Here is a 20,586-nt window from a genome sequence, read left to right as displayed (position 1 = left end):
ATTATGAAAAGTATAAAAAACAAATATATAATAGTACTTTCGGCTTTAGCTGTAATGCTTGCAGTAACCTCTTGTGAAAAAGAAATAGATGTAGATCTTAATTCGGTTACACCACGCATACAAATAGAAGGTATTGTAAAGCAAGATCAATTGGCTAAAGTAAGAGTAAGCCATACGCTCGATTTTAATGATAATAGCGGCTACCCTTTCTTAAAAGGAGCTATTGTAAAAATCTCCGATGATGCAGGAAACACGGAGACATTGCAACAGGATAATACAGGCTGGTATGTTGCACAAAATATCAAAGGGGTGATTGGGCGCAGTTATAACTTATCAGTAACCTACGAAGAAAAGGAATATACGTCTACTTCTAAAATTCCACCTTTAGTAAAACTCGATTCATTGTCGATGTATAAAGTTCCGGTAATGAAATATGCTATTCCGATGATTCACTTCTCCGATCCTAAAGGAGAGACCAATCAGTACTACCGGTGTCTTGTATATATCAATGGAAAACAATTGCCGGATGTAAATGAAATGGTGCTGAGTGCTGAGTTTATGGACGGCAGCCCGATACACCAGTACTTACCGGTGTTCATAAGGGATAATGATGTAGACCCGATCAAGCAGGGAGATGAGATTGAAGTAGAATTTCAATGTATTGATAAAGGAGCTTACACTTTCTTTTATACATTAAGCAGAATCGAAGATTCGAAGACAAACCCTACCTCCAATATCAAAGGAGGAGCATTAGGGTACTTCTCCGCATCCACAGTAGAGAAAATGACTATTACCGCCGAATGGGAAGAATAGAAAGATGAGTCAAAAGTAATTTAGACTTCTGATTGTTAGTCTTAATTCTACAAAACAAAGAGAAATCTAAATTACTTTTGACTCACTTTTTTTATCCATGTAATCAAGGATTTGAATATCGAAAGCCAAGACACAACACCAATAAAGCCAACGTAAAGATATAGTTTAGAAAGTTAAGAAGTCACCTTATACCCATTTGTCCTATATTTTGACTATTTTTGTACTTAATATCACTATATTTTGCAATGAAACAATATCACGACTTACTGAAACGTGTGCTGGCTGAAGGCACATTCAAAGAAGATAGAACAGGCACAGGTACAATAAGTGTTTTCGGACATCAGAGCCGTTATAACTTGGCAGAAGGCTTCCCTGTACTGACCACAAAGAAATTACACTTAAAATCAATCATATACGAGCTGCTTTGGTTTTTGGCTGGTGACACCAATGCCAAATACCTACAAGACCACGGGGTACGCATCTGGAACGAATGGGCTGACGAAAACGGAGACCTTGGACATATCTACGGATACCAGTGGCGTTCGTGGCCCGACTATAATGGAGGATATATAGACCAGATAACCAATACTGTAGAGACAATAAAGAACAACCCCGACTCGCGTCGTATTATTGTGAGCGCATGGAATGTTGCCGATCTGCCGAATATGAACCTCCCACCCTGCCATGCTTTTTTTCAGTTCTACGTGGCTGATGGCAAACTAAGTTTACAACTTTATCAACGTAGCGCCGACATATTTCTTGGCGTTCCTTTCAATATTGCATCCTATGCCTTACTACTAAAGATGATGGCTCAAGTAACAGGATTGCAAGAAGGCGAATTTGTTCACACACTGGGTGATGCTCATATTTATACGAATCATTTAGATCAGGTAAAACTACAGCTCACCAGAGATTTTCGTCCTCTCCCTCAGATGATAATCAATCCTGAGGTAAAAAGCATTTTTGATTTCAAATATGAGGATTTCCAGCTTGAAGGGTACGACCCGCATCCACATATAAAAGGAGAAGTTGCTGTCTAAGTGATTTCCATAATATGAACATAAGGAAAGGGCTAATCTCCGATATAGATAATTTAGAAAATCTGTATAACAATTTAAATGATTACCTGGAAGCTAATATAAATTATCCGGGATGGATAAAGCATGTATATCCCATTAAAGAAACTGCTATAAAAGGAATTGAAGAAAAGAGTCTTTTCGTTATGGAAAAGAATGATATTATCCTCGGAAGTATTATCCTTAACCATACGCCGGAAGATGCATATAATCAGGTTAAATGGAAAGTTGATACGGATTACAGTAATATTATAGTAGTTCATACACTTGTAACAAACCCTGACTTTATGAATCAGGGAGTCGCATCCGAATTGATAAATTTCACAAAACAATATTCATCAGCTTTGAATATGAAAAGCATACGGCTGGATGTTTCCATAAATAATACAGCAGCAATATCCTTATACGAAAAGCACGGATATGAATACATAGGAATAGTGGATTTAGGGCTCGGATACGAGCATTTGAAATGGTTCCGTCTTTATGAATTAACCTTATAATACGCTAACTCCCTGCAAATACAGTTTATATACTATTAATTCGACAAAAATACTCTATTATATTTTGTTAATTCCGTGAAAAATAGTAATTTTGCGAGCCGATTATTACGAAATAAAACGTAAAAAATTGATTAACAAACGATTATCGTTTATCATATCTTAGCTCGATGAACGGATGATAGTTGTGTGAATCAAAAAAGTCATTAACCAAATTAATTTTTAATTAAGTGGATACTTTAAGTTATAAGACCATTTCTGCGAACAAAGCAACTGTACAAAAAGAATGGGTTGTGATTGACGCAACAGGCCAAACCTTAGGGCGTATGGCCTCTAAAGTGGCAAAACTTCTGAGAGGGAAGTACAAACCAAGTTTTACTCCACACGTTGACTGTGGCGACAATGTAATCATCATCAATGCTGATAAAGTTGTACTTACAGGAAATAAATGGAACGATCGCGTTTATCTGAGATATACAGGTTATCCTGGAGGTCAAAGAGAAGCAACTCCTGCAGTTTTGCTGGAAAAAGGAGCTGACCGCTTAGTGCATAAAGTAGTAAAAGGAATGTTACCTAAGAATCGTCTTGGTGCTGCCCTTCTTAAGAACCTTTATGTATATGCAGGAACTGAGCACAAACATGATGCTCAACAACCAAAAACAATAGATATTAACGCTCTTAAATAATTATTAATGGAAGTAGTAAATGCAATAGGAAGACGTAAAGCTGCTATAGCTCGCGTATTCGTAAGCGAAGGAACCGGAAAAATAGTGATCAACAAACGTGAACTAGACAATTACTTCCCTTCAACTATTCTTCAATATGTTGTAAAACAACCTCTAAGTAAACTTGCTGTAGATGGTAAGTACGACATAAAGATCAACCTTAACGGTGGCGGATACAAAGGACAGGCAGAAGCTGCACGCCTAGGTATCGCTCGTGCATTGGTTAAGATCAATCCAGAAGATAAGGCTGCTCTTAGAGCTGAAGGATTTATGACTCGTGACCCACGCGTTGTAGAACGTAAAAAACCGGGACAACCGAAAGCAAGAAAAAGATTTCAATTCTCAAAACGTTAATTTGGATATTATCTTACCCAATTACACTTTGTCGGCATATGCCGCTTAAAAGTTATAAGTTGGTTAATATATAATGATGAGTCGGCCTCATCTCTAAAATTACGTTTAGTATCTAAATTGCCGGGACTTCTGAATATGAGCTACCCGACAATTCGCTAACAGAAAAAGAAAGTAAACGAAACAAAAAAACTAAAAATGGCAAAATTAGAATTCGACCAATTATTAGAAGCTGGTGTACACTTCGGTCACTTAAAGAGAAAGTGGAATCCGGCTATGGCTCCTTACATCTTTATGGAGCGCAACGGTATCCACATTATCGACCTTTATAAGACAATAGCTAAGACTGAAGAGGCTGCTGCTGCATTGAAGCAAATAGCTAAATCAGGTAAAAAAATATTGTTCGTTGCTACAAAAAAACAAGCAAAACAAGTTGTTACAGACTTGGCTCAATCAGTGAATATGCCATACGTGGTAGAACGCTGGCCAGGAGGTATGTTGACAAACTTCCCTACTATCCGTAAGGCTATTAAGAAAATGTCAACTATCGACAAGATGATCAAAGACGGTACTTTCGATACTTTGTCAAAAAGAGAAAGACTTCAAGTAACTCGTCAACGTGCTAAACTTGAAAAAACATTGGGTTCTATCCAAGACTTAACTCGTCTTCCATCTGCTTTGTTTGTTGTAGACGTAATGAAAGAACACATTGCTGTAAGAGAAGCTAATCGTCTTGGTATACCTGTATTTGCTATGGTAGATACAAATTCTAGCCCTGAAGATATCGACTTCGTAATCCCTGCTAATGACGATGCTGCAAAATCTATCGAACTTATCTTAGGAAGCCTTTGCGAAGGAATCAAAGAAGGTCTTGAAGAAAGAAAGATCGAAAAAGCAGATAGCGCTGCTGCTGAAGCTCAAGATGAAGAAGGAGCTCCAAGAAGAGAACGGAAAGCAAAAGCAGGTGCTAAAAAAGCTGTAACTAAAGAAGACCAAGAAGCAATCAATGCGGCTGTAGCCAGCAAGTTTGCTAAAGAGGACGAAGAGTAATAGTATAAAGACTAAATAAATAGCCTCTAAGAAAGCCTTCTTAGAGATTATTTATTTGGTCTTTTTTCTTTAAATCAATAGAGAATAATTATAAACCAAAATAAAAGGAGAAAGAATATGGCAATTTCTATGGCTGATATCCAACATCTACGCAAAATGACAGGTGCTGGTATGATGGATTGTAAAAATGCTTTGAACGAGGCTGAAGGAGATTTCGACAAAGCTGTTGAGATAATTCGCAAAAAAGGACAAGCTTTTGCTGCAAAACGTGAAGACCGTGATGCTTCGGAAGGTTGTGTACTTGCTGCTACTCAAGGCGATTTCGCTGCAATCGTGGCAGTAAACTGTGAAACAGACTTCGTTGCAATGAATGCTGATTTTGTAGGAATGACTAAATCTATCCTAGATGCTGCATTAGAAAACAAACCGGCTGATATCGACACACTGAAAGCTGTTGAAGTTAGCGGTCGTGCTATCACCGACCTTGTAACAGACAGAATGGGTGTTACAGGCGAAAAAATGGAGTTCAGCGTTTACAAACAAATTACAGCTCCTACAGTTGTTGCTTATGTTCACCCGGGTAACAAACTAGCTTCTATCGTAGGTTTCAACAAACCAAACGTTGACGAGCAAGTAGCAAAAGACATAGCTATGCAAATTGCAGCTATGAACCCTGTAGCTCTTGTTCCTGAAGAAGTATCTGAGGAAATCAAACAAAGAGAACTAAGCATCGCAAGAGAAAAAGCAATCGAAGCTGGCAAACCAGAAAACTTGATTGAAAAAATTGCAGAAGGTGCATTAAATAAATTCTACAAAGAATTTACACTTCTTCAACAAGAATTCGTTAAGAATCCAAAACTAACAATAGCTCAATATCTTGCTGCGCACGATAAAGAACTTACTGTTGTCGGTTTCCAACGTTATACTTTGAACGCTGAATAATCGGAGATTCTAAAGAATCATATATAGAAGAGAGTAGTTTTCAGAACTGCTCTCTTTGTTTTTATACGCATACGATATTAAATTGATATGGCTTTTTTTAGTAGCTTTGCGTTCAAAATAAAGTATTAAGATAAACTGTTCCTCGACAGGAGTCTATGAAGGAAAAATCATTAAAAGATAAAACCGTATCCGGACTGAGTTGGAGTGTATTGGATAAGCTACTCCAAAATGCGTTTGTATTTGTTGCCGGAATATTACTTGCGCGTCTAATAGATAAAGAAGGCTACGGACTGATGGGCGTACTTGCCATATTTGTAGGATTAGCAAATATCTTACACGAAAGTGGCTTCTCGAGTGCTATTATTCGTAAGAAGAATATTACACAAGCAGATTACACCACTGTCTTCTATCTGAATATATCTATCGGTATATTCTTGTATCTGCTCCTATTCTTTCTGGCTCCACTCATCAGCAACTATTACGATAAACCTATTTTGACAGACTTGTCAAGGTATTTATTCCTATCCTTCCTATTTAACTCTTTTGCTGTAGTACAGAATGCCAAACTGATAAAAGAAATAAATTACAAGCTGATCACCAAGATTAATGCATTCTCTGTATTTACATCATACTCTGTAACACTATTGCTTGCCTACTTTGGCTTTGGAGTATGGGCACTAGCTACCCAGGTTGTACTCTGGACATTCCTTAAAGTTTGTTGCCTGTGGATATTCAGCAGATGGAAACCATCGGGATCATTTAGTAAAGAGTCATTCAAAGATCTGTTCGCATTTAGCTCGAAATTGGTTTTGGGAAGTATTATAAATTCTGTAATGGTAAACATACCCCAAAACATACTAGGGAAATTCTACTCCTTAAGTATCGGGGGATTATACAATCTAGCTTACAGAAATTACAATTCGGCTAACGATGTCTTAAACGGATCGATATACAGCGTCTCCTATCCTATCCTATCGTCGATACACGATGATGACCACCGATTGAAATATATATTCAGAAAATTTATCAGGATCAAAGCATTTGTCATATTCCCGATGTTTATGGGCATAATATTGGTAGCACAATCATTTATGTACATACTGGGAGAACAATGGCTTTCAGCAGCTCCCATCCTGCAACTGCTATGCATTGGCGGTATATTTGCAGGCCTTGAAACTACAAATGGAGATATATTAAGGATAAAAGGTAAATCGGGATTGATTCTTATTCTGACAATTATGCATGCTATATTGATTTTCAGCTCTATATGCATCCCTTTTATTTTCGGGCTCGATTACCTGTATTACATTGCGGGTATTTCGACAACTTACATTATCAGATACATTGTATCTTCTATAATGTCTAACAAGCTGATAAATTACAGTCTGGTTGAACTTATAAAAGATTTATTGCCTTATTTCGGAATATCATTTATTTGTATACTATGTGGCTATATGCTCAGGTTTGCGATATCCCAACCTGTTGTATTAATGATATGCCAAATAGCATTTGTAGGAGCTTTGTATATAGGAACTTTATATTTTTCAAAAGCCAGAATATTAAGAGAAGCCATCGAATATGTTACCAATAAAAGGATAAAGAAATGAAAGTCAGCATCTGTATCCCGGCTTATAAACATATTGATTTTCTGAGACGTTGTCTCAACTCTATTTTAGAGCAGCGTTTTACAGATTACGAGGTCGTTATCACAGATGATTCTCCCGATAACTCACTACAAAAACTGGTTGAAGAATATTCGGATGAGCGAATAAAATATTTCAAAAACGAAAAACCTTTAGGCTCTCCGGAGAATTGGAACGAGGGAATAAAAAAAGCAAAAGGAGAATATATCAAAATTCTCCATCATGATGATTGGTTTTCTTCTCCTGACAGCTTAGGGAAGTATGTCAAACTGTTAGATGAAAATCCAAATGCCGACATTGCTTTTTCGGCAAGTTGCGACTTGGATAACCATAATAATTCGAAGCCCCATGTAGCAAGCAGCGAATTTATCTCAGAACTTCAGAATGATGCTACAATAATATACACAGGCAATAGGCTGGGTGCTCCAAGTGTATGTATTTTCAGAAACAAAGGCTATCTTTTCGATCCGAATCTGATATGGCTGGTAGATATGGATTTCTACATGCAGGTGATTATGGCTAAAGATAATACATTCGCATTCTCTCCCGAAATATTGGTTAATATCGGAATCAGTGAGTTTCAAATCACACAGCAATGCCTCGCAGAAACGAAGGTGAAAATATCAGAGAAAATATACCTTTACAAAAAGTACTGCTTGGAAAACAAACCTGCCAAGTATAGAAAAAGCCTTCTGAAATACATGGGACGAGAAAAAATTCGAAGGACATCCGACCTCAAAGACATCCTGCCGGATTCAGACTTTACCTTCTCTAGGTCAGATACTTTCCGGGCATATATATACTATGCAAGAAAGAAGATTAGAAGTCTTCTTCCTCGATAAGCAACAAAAACCTTGGTATAAGTGTTTTAACAATGCAATATCTGTTCCTACAATAAATTTACATTATTACGAACTTATAAAGAAATAAAAATATGATTATAATAATGTCTCCTGCAAAGTTGCAGGATTTTGAAAAGCCGGCTCCGATAAAAGAGTCAACCACTCCACTCTACGCGAAAGAAGCTAAAGGATTGTACAAATCGATGGAAGGTATTACTCCCGGAGAAATAGCGTCTCTAATGAGTATTAACCCTCAGCTGGCACATGATGTATACCAATACATCCACGCATATCCTCTAAGCAAAACACCACAAAAACAGGCAGCATTTGCCTATAATGGAATAGCATACAAGGGACTGGACCCGCAATCATTTTCTGCGGAAGATATTGATTTTGCTCAAAAACATTTACTACATATTTCAGGGCTGTATGGCGTGCTCCGTCCTCTAGACCTTATTAAACCATATCGTCTCGAAATGCAAATCCCGATAGTGAACGATAAAGGGAAAGATTTGTATGCATTTTGGTCCGACACCATCAGTAAGTACATAGCCAAACAAATGAAAGCCGACGACAATGTCCTTATCAATCTGGCTTCGAAAGAATACGCCAAAGCTGTAGATAAAAAGCTGTTGCCTAAAGGACACAAGATCATAACCCCTATCTTCAAACAACAGACAGATAAAGGATATAAACAAATAGTAGTTTACGCAAAAAAAGCACGGGGTATGATGACCCGCTTTATTATACAAAATCAACTGAAAGACATAGAGCACCTGAAGGGTTTCGATACCGAAGGATATACTTTTGCACCACAGCTTTCGGATGATAAGGAATGGGTATTTATTCGATAAGATCGACTTGCTATTCCGCTATAATTTAACTAACTTTGCGTAGTTGGAAAATAATAATTAAAACAGTAAATAAAGATGAAAAAAGTAGTATTAATTCGCCACGGAGAAAGCGTTTGGAACAAAGAGAACCGCTTTACAGGATGGACAAACGTTGACTTGTCGGAGCAAGGAGTACAAGAAGCTATAAAAGCCGGAAAACTATTGAAAGAAGAAGGTTTCAATTTCACATTAGCTTATACTTCTTATCTGAAAAGAGCTGTTAAAACGTTGAACAATATCCTTGACCAAATGGACTTGGATTGGATTCCTGTTGAAAAAACATGGCGTTTGAACGAAAAACATTACGGTATGCTTCAAGGCTTGAACAAAGCTGAGACTGCTGAGAAATACGGCGACGAGCAAGTACTTGTTTGGAGACGTAGCTACGATGTTCCACCTGCTGCACTAGAGCCAACAGACCCTCGTTCAGCTTCTCAAGATCCTCGTTACGCAGACGTACCTAAAGCATATATCCCTGAAACAGAAGCATTGAAAGAAACAGTAGATCGTATTCTTCCATACTGGCAAGAAGTTATCTACCCATCATTGATGTGCCACGATGAAATTATCGTTGCAGCACATGGAAACAGCTTACGTGGTATCATCAAATATCTGAAAGGAATTTCGGACGAAGATATCGTTAGCTTGAACCTACCTACAGCTGTACCTTACGTTTTTGAATTCGACAATGATTTGAACCTCGTGAAAGATTATTTCCTTGGTGATCCTGAAGAAATCAAAAAACTAATGGATGCTGTTGCTAATCAGGGAAAAAAGAAATAAGATAAACAACTCAGCCTTCATACAGGCGTGGAAGTTTTATAATAACTAGTCTGACTAGCTGAAAAATAAAAGAGACTAAACCAACACTTTGGTTTGGTCTCTTTAGTTTTAACACTATAGAGTGAAAATTATTTATTTCTGTACCCAATTTTTTATACTTTTGGAGTTCAATCCTAAAATTAAATGTCACGCAAAAAACTTTATAACAGATTCCTTGTCTGGAAGACCCAAAATGTAAAAGAGAAACAGATGGTCTTGTTCGTAAGTTTCCTGATCGGAATATTTACAGCATTAGCAGCTTTTATCCTTAAAAGTGCAATTCACTTTATACAACATCTTCTTACTTCTCCTTTCCTCACAGAAGGTGCTAACTATATGTACCTCATATATCCTATAGTTGGTATTTTAATCGCCGGAATGTTTGTTCGCTACATCGTGAGAGATGATATCAGCCATGGTGTTACAAAAATATTGTATGCTATATCTCAGCGTAAAAGCTTTATAAAGCTCCATAATGTATATACCTCTATTGTAGCCAGTTCTATTACAATTGGTTTTGGGGGATCGGTTGGGGCGGAAGCACCTATTGTACTTACAGGATCGGCTATAGGGTCTAATCTGGGACGTTTCTTTAAGGTAGAACAGAAATACCTGATGCTGCTGATCGGATGTGGTGCTGCGGGTGCCATTGCGGGTATCTTTAAAGCACCTATTGCGGGATTGGTTTTTGTGGTGGAAGTATTGATGCTCGACCTGACAACGTTTACTGTGCTTCCGTTGTTGGTAACATCTGTAACGGCAGCTACAATTTCATACCTGACTATGGGAACTTCGGCAATGTTTAATTATGCCTATACAGAGCCTTTTACCCTCGAACGAATTCCTTATGTTATTTTGCTGGGTATTTTTTGCGGATTGGTTTCTCTCTATTTTACCCGTGCTATGGGGTGGACAGAAGGAATATTTAGCAAGATGTCATACTGGCAAAAGTTTGCGTTTGGTGCAAGCATATTGAGTATATTAATATTTTTGATGCCTCCTCTTTACGGAGAAGGTTATGATACAATAGAGGCATTGATCAGTGGAACAAAGAACTACACCGGTCTGTTAGACAATAGCGTTTTCTTTGAATTTAAAGATACCCGTTGGACTATCGTCTTATTCCTTGCGGGAGTTCTGCTGATGAAGGTATTTGCGACCAGTGCAACTAACGGTGCAGGAGGAACAGGGGGGATATTTGCTCCTTCTTTGTTCTTGGGTTGTATTGCCGGATTTGTATTCTCTTTTACTATAAATCACTCACGACTAACAGGCTTTGCTCCGTTATTGCCGGAAGAGAATTTCGCATTAATGGGAATGGCAGGTGTAATGGCAGGAGTAATGCATGCACCTCTGACGGGAACATTCCTGATTGCAGAGCTGACGGGTGGATATGAACTGTTACTGCCTCTGATGATTGTTTCTATCTGTTCCTATGTCGTGATCAAGTTTTTTGAGCCACATAGTATCTATTCGATGCGTCTGGCAAAGAAAGGGGAGCTTATAACTCACCATAAGGATAAAGCCGTACTTACACTGATGAATATTGAGAAACTGATAGAATCTAATTTTCAGACAGTGAATCCTGATATGTACCTGGGCGATATGGTCAGAGTTATATCGCAATCATCTCGCAATGTCTTTCCTGTTTTAGATGAGCAAAAGAGATTCTTGGGTATTGTTCTTATGGATAATATCCGAAATATTATGTTTCGCCCCGAATTATATAACCGTTTCAAGGTATCACGCTTTATGACATCACCTCCGGCTATTGTGGTTGTAGGTATGACTATGGAATCTATAATGAAGAGCTTTGACGAAACTAAGGCTTGGAACTTACCTGTGGTAGACCAGAATGATGTATATCTGGGATTTATCTCCAAATCTAACATTTTGGATGTATACAGAGGGGTATTAGCTGAGAACTTTGTGGAAGAATGACACTGCTTTTTCCTAAATAATATTTATAAATACATAAAATCTACTAGAGTTTTATATCTTTGCTTTTTAGAGTAAAACTTAAATAATTAGGTATTTATGAGACTGTTTATAGGTATTCTTTCGGCTGTAATTATTCTTACAGGTGCTACTTTGACTGTTTTGGCGCTCTGGGGAATTAAACCCATCGAGTGGGGCATTATATGGCGTTCGGGGGCAACAATCGCTATAGCTTGTATTACTTTTTTGGTTATGTGGCTTGTTAAAGCATTGTTTTTCAAGAAAGATCCTTTTAATATAGATAGGAATAACAGAAAAAATCAATACTGATTATATCTATATCAAAATAAACGAAGCGTAGAGATTGTTTGATTTATCAATCTTTACGCTTTTGCACTTTTAAGAATAGCGTTTTATACTTAAATTTGCATTAAACAATCAGAATAAATGGATAAGAAAGATTTGCGTATCGTTTTCATGGGGACACCAGATTTTGCAGTAGAAAGTCTGAAAAAGCTCGTTGAAAACGGATATAATATAGTGGGAGTGATAACCATGCCCGACAAACCAAGCGGCAGAGGATACAAAATACAGTATTCTGCTGTAAAAAAATATGCGTTGGAACAGAATCTAACTCTACTACAACCCGAAAAGCTGAAAGATGAAAATTTCCTCAGTGAACTAAAGGCGTTGGAAGCGGATTTACAGATAGTAGTTGCATTTCGCATGTTGCCCGAGGTGGTATGGGATATGCCTCGATTGGGAACATTCAATCTTCATGGCTCGCTGCTACCGCAATATCGCGGTGCTGCACCTATCAATTGGTCTATAATAAACGGGGATAAAGAAACAGGTGTAACCACCTTTTTCCTTACTCATGAGATAGACACAGGTAAGATAATTCTACAGGAAAAGATCAAGATAGGAGAAAATGACAATGCAGGTAAAATTCACGATGAATTGATGGTTGTCGGAGCTGGACTCGTACAAAAAACAGTTGATATGATCTTGGAGGGTAGTGTAGATGCTGTAGATCAGAAGCAGTTCTTTTCGGATGAAAAAGACTTGAAACATGCGCCTAAAATCTTCAAAGAGACTTGCCGCATCAACTGGGAGAAAACTGCGGGAGAAATACATAATTTAATTCGCGGGATGTCTCCTTACCCTACGGCATGGACAGAACTTCTTAGTGAGGGAAAAGAACCTCAAATGGTAAAAATATATCGTTCAGAGATTGTGCCTTCTACAAATACAGTAGTGCCGGGAACTATTCTGACTGATAATAAAACATATCTGCATGTTGCATGTAGCGATGGCCTTATCAGCGTGGAAGAGATCCAGTTTGCAGGGAAAAAAGCGATGAAGATAGATGAAGTATTGAGAGGTTACAAAATAGAAGAAGGAGCTTATTTTAAATAATTTAGTTTGACTAAATTTATCTTATTATAAATAAACTCCGGTGTATAAAAAACAAAATGTTACACAGATACTATAAATAAAAAAGTGTCACTTTTGTTACTTTTTTAATAATAGCTCTTTAACCAGAGATTTACAGAAAATTGAATCTGAAAGGGGCTAAGAAAAGGTAACAATGAAAAGGGATAACAAACCTGTTACTTTTGTCACCTTTTTATTGTTAACAAATTAATAATAAACAAATGCAGAAAGTTATAAAGTCTACAGACCTGAATAGAGATTTGTCTGATATCCTAAGCCGATTGTCTTTCGACAAATTGTTTTTGCTAACGGACGAAAATACCGAGAGGTTGTGTTATCCTCTGGTTAAAGATAATACACAGATTTCAAAAGCAGGGAAGATTATAATAAAGGCCGGAGACGACAACAAGAATATAGAAACATTGTCTTCTATCTGGAAGTATCTTTCAGAAAATGGAGCTACCCGACACTCTTTACTTATCAATCTTGGCGGTGGAATGCTAACGGATATCGGAGGGTTTGCTGCGGCGAGTTTCAAACGAGGCATTAAGTGTATCAATATACCCACTACCCTACTCGGTGCTGTTGATGCTGCCGTAGGAGGGAAAACAGGGATAAACTTCAACGGATTGAAAAACGAAATAGGAGCTTTTGCTCCTGCCGAAACTGTACTGATTGATTCCGCCTTCTTCAAAAGCCTCGATCATCAGAATTTCTTGTCGGGCTATGCAGAGATGATAAAGCATGGATTGATAGACAGTGATAAAGAGTGGCTGGCAACTATGTCGTTTGACACCGAGGAAATTGACTATGAGAAGTTGAAACAGTTGGTTGTAGACTCTGTTGGGGTGAAAGAGCGCATCGTGGAAATTGATCCTTTCGAAAAGGGAATACGCAAAGCCCTTAATCTGGGACATACCATCGGGCACGCTTTCGAAAGTATGTCTTACGAACTAAACAAACCTGTTCAACACGGCTATGCTGTTGCATGGGGTATCATTTGCGAATTGTATCTTTCTCATCGATTCTGTGGTTTTCCGAAAGAGAAAATGTACAAGACCATTTATTTTATCAAAGACAACTATCATAGTTTCTATTTCGATTGCGACCATTACGAAAGGCTCTATGAATACATGAAGCATGATAAGAAAAATGAATCGGATACAGTAAACTTTACTTTCCTTTCGGATGTGGGTAAGATAGAAATCAATCAAACGGCAAGTAAAGAGGATATCTTCGATGCAATCGATTTTCTTCGCGAGAGTGTAGGGTTATAATAAATCCCCAAGGAATAGCATATTCCCTGAGGATTTATAAAAAATAGTGTCTGGTATGAAGAGTTGTTATCTTCCAAATCGGGAAGTATCCACCTCATCTACTTTCGGCTTTTTGTAATTACCGAACCGATAAGTAAATGATAGTTTAAATACCGGAGCATTGGGATGTAGCTTCATCGTACTATACTGTGTCATATAATCGATCTTTGTTGTCGCACCGTTGCTTTTAAATATATCCTGAACCTGTGCCATCAGCTCGGCTTTGTTGTTTAAAAATGTCCATTTAGCACCGGCTGTTATATCCCACATGCGCTTGATATCATATATCCCTTGGAGAGCTCCATTCATATAAAACCCTGATACATCGAGTTTTATATTGGGTCTGGAAGATATATTGAATGTATTACGCAGCTGTGCTACAAAGGAATACATACTTCTCTTATAAGGAACATCATAGAACTCATCGTCTTTCTCTTCTTGTCTGAAAAGGTTGATCGTTGCCTTGGTATCCCACACCCTGTCTATTGCAAAAGGTACAACGAGGTATATTCCAAATTGCTTTTCGTAATCGAGATTTACCATTTGGAATATATTCTCTAGACTACTCTGAGACTGGTATGGCAATTGTATGAATCTATCGGGAGTGTACTCATAATAAGCCCCAAGAACATATTTCTGCTTGTAGATCACATTCAGTTGTGTTCTGTACTCTCTTGAGAATTTAAGTTCAGGATTACCCTCTGCCGATGAATAAGCGTTGATCTTAAAACGATCGGTGCTTAATGCCCAATATGGAGGATAGTTGATGTCTGAAGAAAATGACAATTGATACATTAGCTGCTGGTTATGAGTATAACTAAGATTTGCATTTACAAATGGTTGGAAATCATTCCACAATGTTTTCTTCTCGCCCATAATGTTTATCGCCGCACGAAAATAGTTACCGGATATTGATGCTTGGGCAGATAGCTTTTCACCAAACTGCTTAGAGAATCCGGCAAATACAGATGCATTATACTCCTTCTGTTTGGTATCATTTATTGAATCTACAACGGTGTTATCAGGGTTCTTATAATAGTCATAACTATTGTTGTTTTTGGAGAATGAGAAATTACCTCCATAATTAAAATCCCAGCCGCTTTTGGTTGACACTGTATGATTTGCAAATAACAGGATTTTGTTTACACGCTGCGCTGTCTTGGTTTTAAAGGTAGTTTTTAATATCTGACCATCTTCATAGTCGTAATACTTGGTTGTTGAAGGATCGTTGTAGAAGGTATAATCAGCCCCTATATTTAGCTTCTTGTGAGAGTTATATTCCGCTTTTAGATTATGAAGATAATCATTCCCCACTACATCGTCTTTCGAATCTATGCTTGTGTATGGATTACCATCTTTTAGATATTTTGTTTGCGAAGTATGGCTTGCATCATATTTGTCGAAGTTACCGGTATATACTATTTTTATCTTATCCTCATTTTTCAGATTGAAACCAAGTCCAAGCCGGGTATTCAAGCTTTCGGGATTGGGCATAGAATAGTTTTTCTGAGAAATATCGTATGCATGCCCATCAAACTGATGTATTGCAAACATATCGCTGGTAGACCAGCTCTTAGCCTTATCTGAACCAATAGAAAAATCAATATTATATGAAGGTTTGGTATATAACAAACTTCCTCTTACACCAAATCCCGCATAGTGTGCTTGCTTATACTCTGCACTTGCCTCTCCTTGCAAAGTTGGTAAGTCGGCATTCTTATCTTTGAGTACAATATTTATAGCAGCACCTCTTACATTGTATTGAGGTGGTGCACTATACATGATTTCAATATTGGATATACGGGATGCCGGGATTGATTTGAGCATGCTTATTATTTGCTCTTTACTCATGCTGGTGAGTTGCCCATTGATTAGAATCGTATAGGCTGATGTTCCGATCAGGCTGAGATCGTCACCAACTCCGGTAATGCTTGGCACATTCTGTAAAGCTTCGAATGCATTTGAAACCACCTTATTCTTAATTAGTAAAGGGGCATCATAAATTAGTTTCCCCGCTTCAGATTTTACGATAGGACGCTCTCCGCTTACCACTATCTCAGTCAGTTCTTTATTTAACGAAAGAAGAACGTATGGCGGAATTTCTAAGTCTGTATCCTGTATCTTAATAGGGTGTTCCTCCTTTTCGTATGTCATGTGTTGTAGAATGAGTGTATACTCTCCATTAGGAATACCCTTGAATTCAAACAAACCTTGTGTATCTGTAATCGTTGTTTTCAGCCAAAGGCTATCCTTTGTATTTCTCAGAATACATGTTACAGCTTCCACCGTTTGGTTCGACTCATTCATTGTTATGCCTTTCAGAATATATCCTTGTGCATTGGTTACAACAGCTATGCTTAGTAAGAGTAATAGTAAAAATGGCTTCATAGTTTTATTTTATATTCGTTTCGTATAGCAAAAGTAGATAACAGCAAGCTGATGATGTGTTTCCGTTTTACTACTTAGTGTTACCAAGTGTTATCAAGAGTATTTGATAATGAGTTTTATTATCTATCTTTGATTTACAGTCTACTTTTACGTAAGTACAATAATACTACTAAAAAATAGTAAATCTATACAATAAAAAATTAACTACATGCAAAATTCATTTAAAAATAGAGTTGCTAAATTCTGGAATTCTTTTTCGGAAGAAGAAAGTCAGATAAGAGAAATGATGAATAATAAAGTTGAAGGAGAAACTCTACTAAACTTTGTCGACAGCATATTACAAATCGCTTTCCATAAAATCTACTTCGAAATGGGGATAAACAATGAGGGAAAGTATGAATTAATATTAACATCTGAAGGAAATCGCTCTCGCTTGATACAATTACACTACTGGCTACAACATGCTCCACAAGAACTGTGGGAGAAATGGAATTTCTATTCATCCAAGCCTGCACATGCTAAAGCTGGTTCTACACTTACAATGTATGGCATAGAAATCGGAGAAAATGATATTGAAATCTATCCCGAAATTGAGAATGAAAGTCCCAAAGTGAATATTGAAATATATTCATCCAAACTGATGGGTCTTGACGAAGACCAACGTTACTCTATGCTCTTCATATACTTAGATCTGTTTATCGGAGAGTTGTATACAATGGAATATATTGGTTCTATTACGTTTGTGAATGAAGAAAGCAAAAAGCCAACTGTAAAAATAACAGAATTAAAGTCTTTTATAAACAAAACAATAGAAGAAAATAATTGGCCTAAATTTGATAATCCAACCGAAATATATACCGGATATCGTATAGAACCAAAAGAAAATAGTGATTGGACTTTGCGAGAAGATATTTTTTCGGGATACACCTCTTGTTCTTCCATCCTCAATGATTTCTATGGGAAAAAGACCGCTCGTTTTAATGAAGCGAAGCAGGACGGAGTGATATTTGGTTTCGCATTCTTCGAAAATATAAATGTGCCTCGCGAAGATATAATAAATTTCAGAGGAGAGATAGAAGACAAGATCGTTGAAGCAACTGTACCCTATGGTATTGCTAATACGATAGGCGGTGCTACAGGCTTTCACTTTTCGTATATCGACTTCATTATATATGATTACGCCGCATTCATAAATATAGTAAAGAGAATTTTATCGACATACAATTTTGAAGAGTTCGGCTATTCAGACTTTTCTATAGAATCAAAACCTGTTTTATTCAATTAAATTGTTAAGATAACTCCGAATAAAAGCTTAAAGAATTTAGACATGGCTTCTTTTTTATTGATTTTCAATACAAAAAATCAATAAATTACGGCATTAAGATTATTTTTATTCTGCTATTTAAAACAAAATCACTACTTTTGCCGTTCAAAAGAGAATGTATTATTCGAGTACACTACGTTTAGTATGCTTGAATATAACACAAGCCTTGATTTAATTGTATGCAGAAAAATTTAGTTATTGTTGAGTCTCCGGCGAAAGCCAAAACTATCGAGAAATTTTTAGGGAAAGATTTTAAAGTTATGTCTAGTTACGGACATATTAGAGACCTAAAGAAAAAAGATTTAGGCATAGACCTGGAGAACAATTATACTCCCATATATGAGATACCTTCCGACAAAAAGAAAGTTGTCGATGAACTGAAAAAAGCGGCAAAAGAAGCAGACCTTGTATGGCTTGCTTCCGATGAAGACCGTGAGGGAGAAGCTATATCATGGCATCTGTATAAGACATTAAAGCTTGAAGAGAATAAAACAAAAAGAATTGCTTTCCACGAAATTACGAAAGATGCAATTCTGAATGCAATAGAAAATCCCCGAACAATAGACATCAATCTCGTAGATGCGCAACAAGCACGTCGCGTCCTTGACCGCATTGTAGGGTTCGAATTGTCGCCCGTACTATGGCGCAAAGTAAAGCCCGCACTATCAGCCGGACGTGTTCAGTCAGTAGCTGTAAGATTGATTGTTGAACGTGAACGAGAAATACAACAATTCAAATCGGAAGCATCTTATCGAGTGATTGCCATTTTCACAAAAGAAGACAATGGCTCTCAGTACGAAATAAAGACAGAACTAAGCAAGCGACTTAAAACCAAGCAAGAAGCTCTAAACCTTCTTGAAAAACTTAAAGAAGCAAGCTTCAAAGTTGAAGATGTAGAGACAAGACCGATGAAAAAATCTCCGGCGGCTCCCTTTACTACTTCAACATTGCAACAGGAAGCATCTCGCAAACTAGGCTTCCCTGTTTCGTTGACAATGATGGTTGCTCAAAAATTATACGAGTCGGGAAAAATTACTTATATGCGTACCGATTCGGTCAATTTGTCTAGTTTGGCAATTAACACTACAAAAAATGAGATTGAATCTGAATATGGAAAGCAATATTCAAAAGTTCGCCATTTCTCAACAAAATCGAAAGGAGCACAAGAGGCACATGAGGCCATCCGTCCTACATATATAAATGAGCACTCAATATCGGGCACTGCACAGGAGAAGAAACTGTACGAACTGATATGGAAGAGGACTATTGCATCTCAAATGGCTGATGCAGAATTGGAGAAAACCACTGTAACAGTTAGTATCTCTAATGAGAAAGATATGAAATTCTCAGCAGTTGGAGAAGTTATCAAGTTTGACGGGTTCTTGCATGTATACCTTGAAGGTACTGATGAAGAGATTATAGATAATGAAACAAGCCTGCTTCCTCCTGTAAAAGTTCAGGATGCACTACAAATGAAAGAGGCGACAGCCACAGAACGATTTACACAACGTCCTAGTCGCTATAGTGAAGCATCTCTTGTTCGTAAGCTGGAAGAGCTTGGTATAGGTCGTCCGTCTACTTATGCACCAACTATCTCTACCATACAGAACCGTGAGTATGTAGAGAAGTCGAATATAGAAGGAACAGAACGTCAGTATAATATCTTAGCCCTCAAAAAAGAAAAAATATCGGATACACAGAAAACTGAAATCACAGGTACAGACAAGGGCAAGCTTATCCCTACTGATACAGGAGTGGTTGTAAATGATTTCCTTATCGAATATTTTCCGGGGATATTAGACTATAATTTTACTGCCAATATAGAAAAAGAATTTGACCAGATCGCCGAAGGTGAAGAAAACTGGACAAAACTTATAGATAAATTTTACAAAGTATTTCATCCTATTGTAGAGTCTGCAACAAATACTCAAACAGATCATAAAGTAGGAGAACGTATACTGGGTGTTGATCCTAAATCGGGACGTCAGGTATCTGTAAAGATCGGACGTTTCGGGCCAATGGTACAAATTGGCGTTCAGGAAGAAGAAGAAAAACCTCAGTTTGCAGGATTACAAAAAACACAATCTATCACAACTATTACATTAGAAGAAGCTTTGAAATTATTCGAGCTACCTCGTTCGGTTGGTGAGTTTGAAAGTAAAGATGTTAGCGTTGGTACAGGAAGATTTGGTCCGTATATAAAACATAACGGGAAATTTATATCTTTGCCTAAAGGATATGATCCTTACAGTGTTGATTTAGATAGTGCGATTTCTTTGATTGAAGATAAACGCCAAAAAGACGCTGAAAAGATAATAAAGACTTTTACTGAGGACGCAGATTTACAAATATTAAATGGCCGATATGGTCCATATATTGCGTATCAAAAAACAAACTATAAAATTCCGAAAGGTGTAGTGCCTGCTGATTTAGATTTTGACGCAGCAATGAAAATAGTGAAGGCAACCGGAGAGAAACCTGCTACTAAAACAAAAGCAAAATCGAAGAAGAAGTAGCATTTTTTCCTTT

Annotated in this window: 18 protein-coding genes; 17 read left to right on the top strand and 1 reads right to left on the bottom strand. The window is 37.4% G+C overall.

Translation table 11 applies throughout. The features are described from left to right. Window positions 1–3 precede the first annotated feature (3 nt). The 15 genes from PKC55_RS02410 (at window position 4) to aroB (ending at window position 14,306) form a co-directional block, all read left to right on the top strand. Window positions 4–813, top strand: a complete 810-nt coding sequence (locus PKC55_RS02410) for a DUF4249 domain-containing protein (protein WP_324371692.1) — start codon at window positions 4–6, stop codon at window positions 811–813. A 245-nt stretch (window positions 814–1,058) separates the two neighbouring features. Continuing rightward, window positions 1,059–1,853: a thymidylate synthase gene (locus tag PKC55_RS02405; protein ID WP_283686126.1), complete on the top strand. Its 795-nt coding sequence runs from the start codon at window positions 1,059–1,061 to the stop codon at window positions 1,851–1,853. Between the two features lie 14 nt (window positions 1,854–1,867). After that, window positions 1,868–2,389, top strand: a complete 522-nt coding sequence (locus PKC55_RS02400; RefSeq protein ID WP_291028633.1) for a GNAT family N-acetyltransferase — start codon at window positions 1,868–1,870, stop codon at window positions 2,387–2,389. Between the two features lie 227 nt (window positions 2,390–2,616). Next, the gene (gene rplM / locus PKC55_RS02395) at window positions 2,617–3,072 is read left to right on the top strand and encodes a 50S ribosomal protein L13 (protein WP_006842959.1); all 456 of its coding nucleotides are present in this window, start codon (window positions 2,617–2,619) and stop codon (window positions 3,070–3,072) included. Between the two features lie 6 nt (window positions 3,073–3,078). After that, a complete protein-coding gene (rpsI, locus tag PKC55_RS02390) occupies window positions 3,079–3,465 on the top strand; it encodes a 30S ribosomal protein S9 (RefSeq protein WP_006842960.1) in 387 nt (128 codons plus the stop codon). 195 nt (window positions 3,466–3,660) lie between these two features. Then, on the top strand, window positions 3,661–4,512 hold the full coding sequence (rpsB, locus tag PKC55_RS02385; protein ID WP_006842961.1) for a 30S ribosomal protein S2: 852 nt from the start codon (window positions 3,661–3,663) through the stop codon (window positions 4,510–4,512). Window positions 4,513–4,629: 117 nt separating this feature from the next. Then, complete coding sequence (gene tsf, locus PKC55_RS02380; protein WP_135105105.1) at window positions 4,630–5,454, top strand: translation elongation factor Ts; 825 nt, start codon at window positions 4,630–4,632, stop codon at window positions 5,452–5,454. Between the two features lie 155 nt (window positions 5,455–5,609). Beyond that, window positions 5,610–7,061 (top strand): lipopolysaccharide biosynthesis protein, encoded by a 1,452-nt coding sequence (locus tag PKC55_RS02375; RefSeq protein WP_291127565.1) that lies wholly within the window; start codon window positions 5,610–5,612, stop codon window positions 7,059–7,061. Then, entirely contained in the window at window positions 7,058–7,939 is an 882-nt protein-coding gene (locus PKC55_RS02370) for a glycosyltransferase family 2 protein (protein ID WP_291127562.1), read from the top strand. The genes PKC55_RS02375 and PKC55_RS02370 overlap by 4 nt, the downstream gene beginning before the upstream one ends. A gap of 92 nt (window positions 7,940–8,031) precedes the next feature. Then, entirely contained in the window at window positions 8,032–8,793 is a 762-nt protein-coding gene (gene yaaA, locus PKC55_RS02365; protein WP_291127559.1) for a peroxide stress protein YaaA, read from the top strand. A gap of 75 nt (window positions 8,794–8,868) precedes the next feature. Then, window positions 8,869–9,615, top strand: coding sequence for a 2,3-diphosphoglycerate-dependent phosphoglycerate mutase (gene gpmA / locus PKC55_RS02360; protein ID WP_291127556.1), 747 nt, complete (start codon window positions 8,869–8,871; stop codon window positions 9,613–9,615). A gap of 183 nt (window positions 9,616–9,798) precedes the next feature. Next, entirely contained in the window at window positions 9,799–11,595 is a 1,797-nt protein-coding gene (locus PKC55_RS02355; protein ID WP_291127553.1) for a chloride channel protein, read from the top strand. Between the two features lie 96 nt (window positions 11,596–11,691). Continuing rightward, window positions 11,692–11,922 carry a hypothetical protein gene (locus PKC55_RS02350; RefSeq protein WP_252638911.1) on the top strand — a complete coding sequence of 77 codons (231 nt, stop codon included), beginning with the start codon at window positions 11,692–11,694 and terminating at the stop codon, window positions 11,920–11,922. Window positions 11,923–12,039: 117 nt separating this feature from the next. Then, a complete protein-coding gene (gene fmt, locus PKC55_RS02345) occupies window positions 12,040–13,011 on the top strand; it encodes a methionyl-tRNA formyltransferase (protein WP_324371683.1) in 972 nt (323 codons plus the stop codon). Between the two features lie 239 nt (window positions 13,012–13,250). Continuing rightward, window positions 13,251–14,306, top strand: a complete 1,056-nt coding sequence (aroB, locus tag PKC55_RS02340) for a 3-dehydroquinate synthase (protein WP_291125561.1) — start codon at window positions 13,251–13,253, stop codon at window positions 14,304–14,306. Window positions 14,307–14,372: 66 nt separating this feature from the next. Here aroB and PKC55_RS02335 read toward each other — a convergent pair whose 3' ends face one another. Then, window positions 14,373–16,733 carry an outer membrane beta-barrel family protein gene (locus PKC55_RS02335; RefSeq protein ID WP_291125558.1) on the bottom strand — a complete coding sequence of 787 codons (2,361 nt, stop codon included), beginning with the start codon at window positions 16,731–16,733 and terminating at the stop codon, window positions 14,373–14,375. Window positions 16,734–16,941: 208 nt separating this feature from the next. Between PKC55_RS02335 and PKC55_RS02330 the strand changes: the two genes are divergently transcribed. Next, the gene (locus PKC55_RS02330) at window positions 16,942–18,018 is read left to right on the top strand and encodes a hypothetical protein (protein ID WP_291125556.1); all 1,077 of its coding nucleotides are present in this window, start codon (window positions 16,942–16,944) and stop codon (window positions 18,016–18,018) included. Between the two features lie 218 nt (window positions 18,019–18,236). Continuing rightward, entirely contained in the window at window positions 18,237–20,573 is a 2,337-nt protein-coding gene (gene topA / locus PKC55_RS02325) for a type I DNA topoisomerase (RefSeq protein ID WP_291125555.1), read from the top strand. Window positions 20,574–20,586 lie beyond the last annotated feature (13 nt).

The organism is Dysgonomonas sp. (genome assembly GCF_035323175.1).
Taxonomy (GTDB): domain Bacteria; phylum Bacteroidota; class Bacteroidia; order Bacteroidales; family Dysgonomonadaceae; genus Dysgonomonas.
Note: the sequence above shows the minus strand (reverse complement) of the source record. Positions and strands in the feature narration are given on the sequence as shown.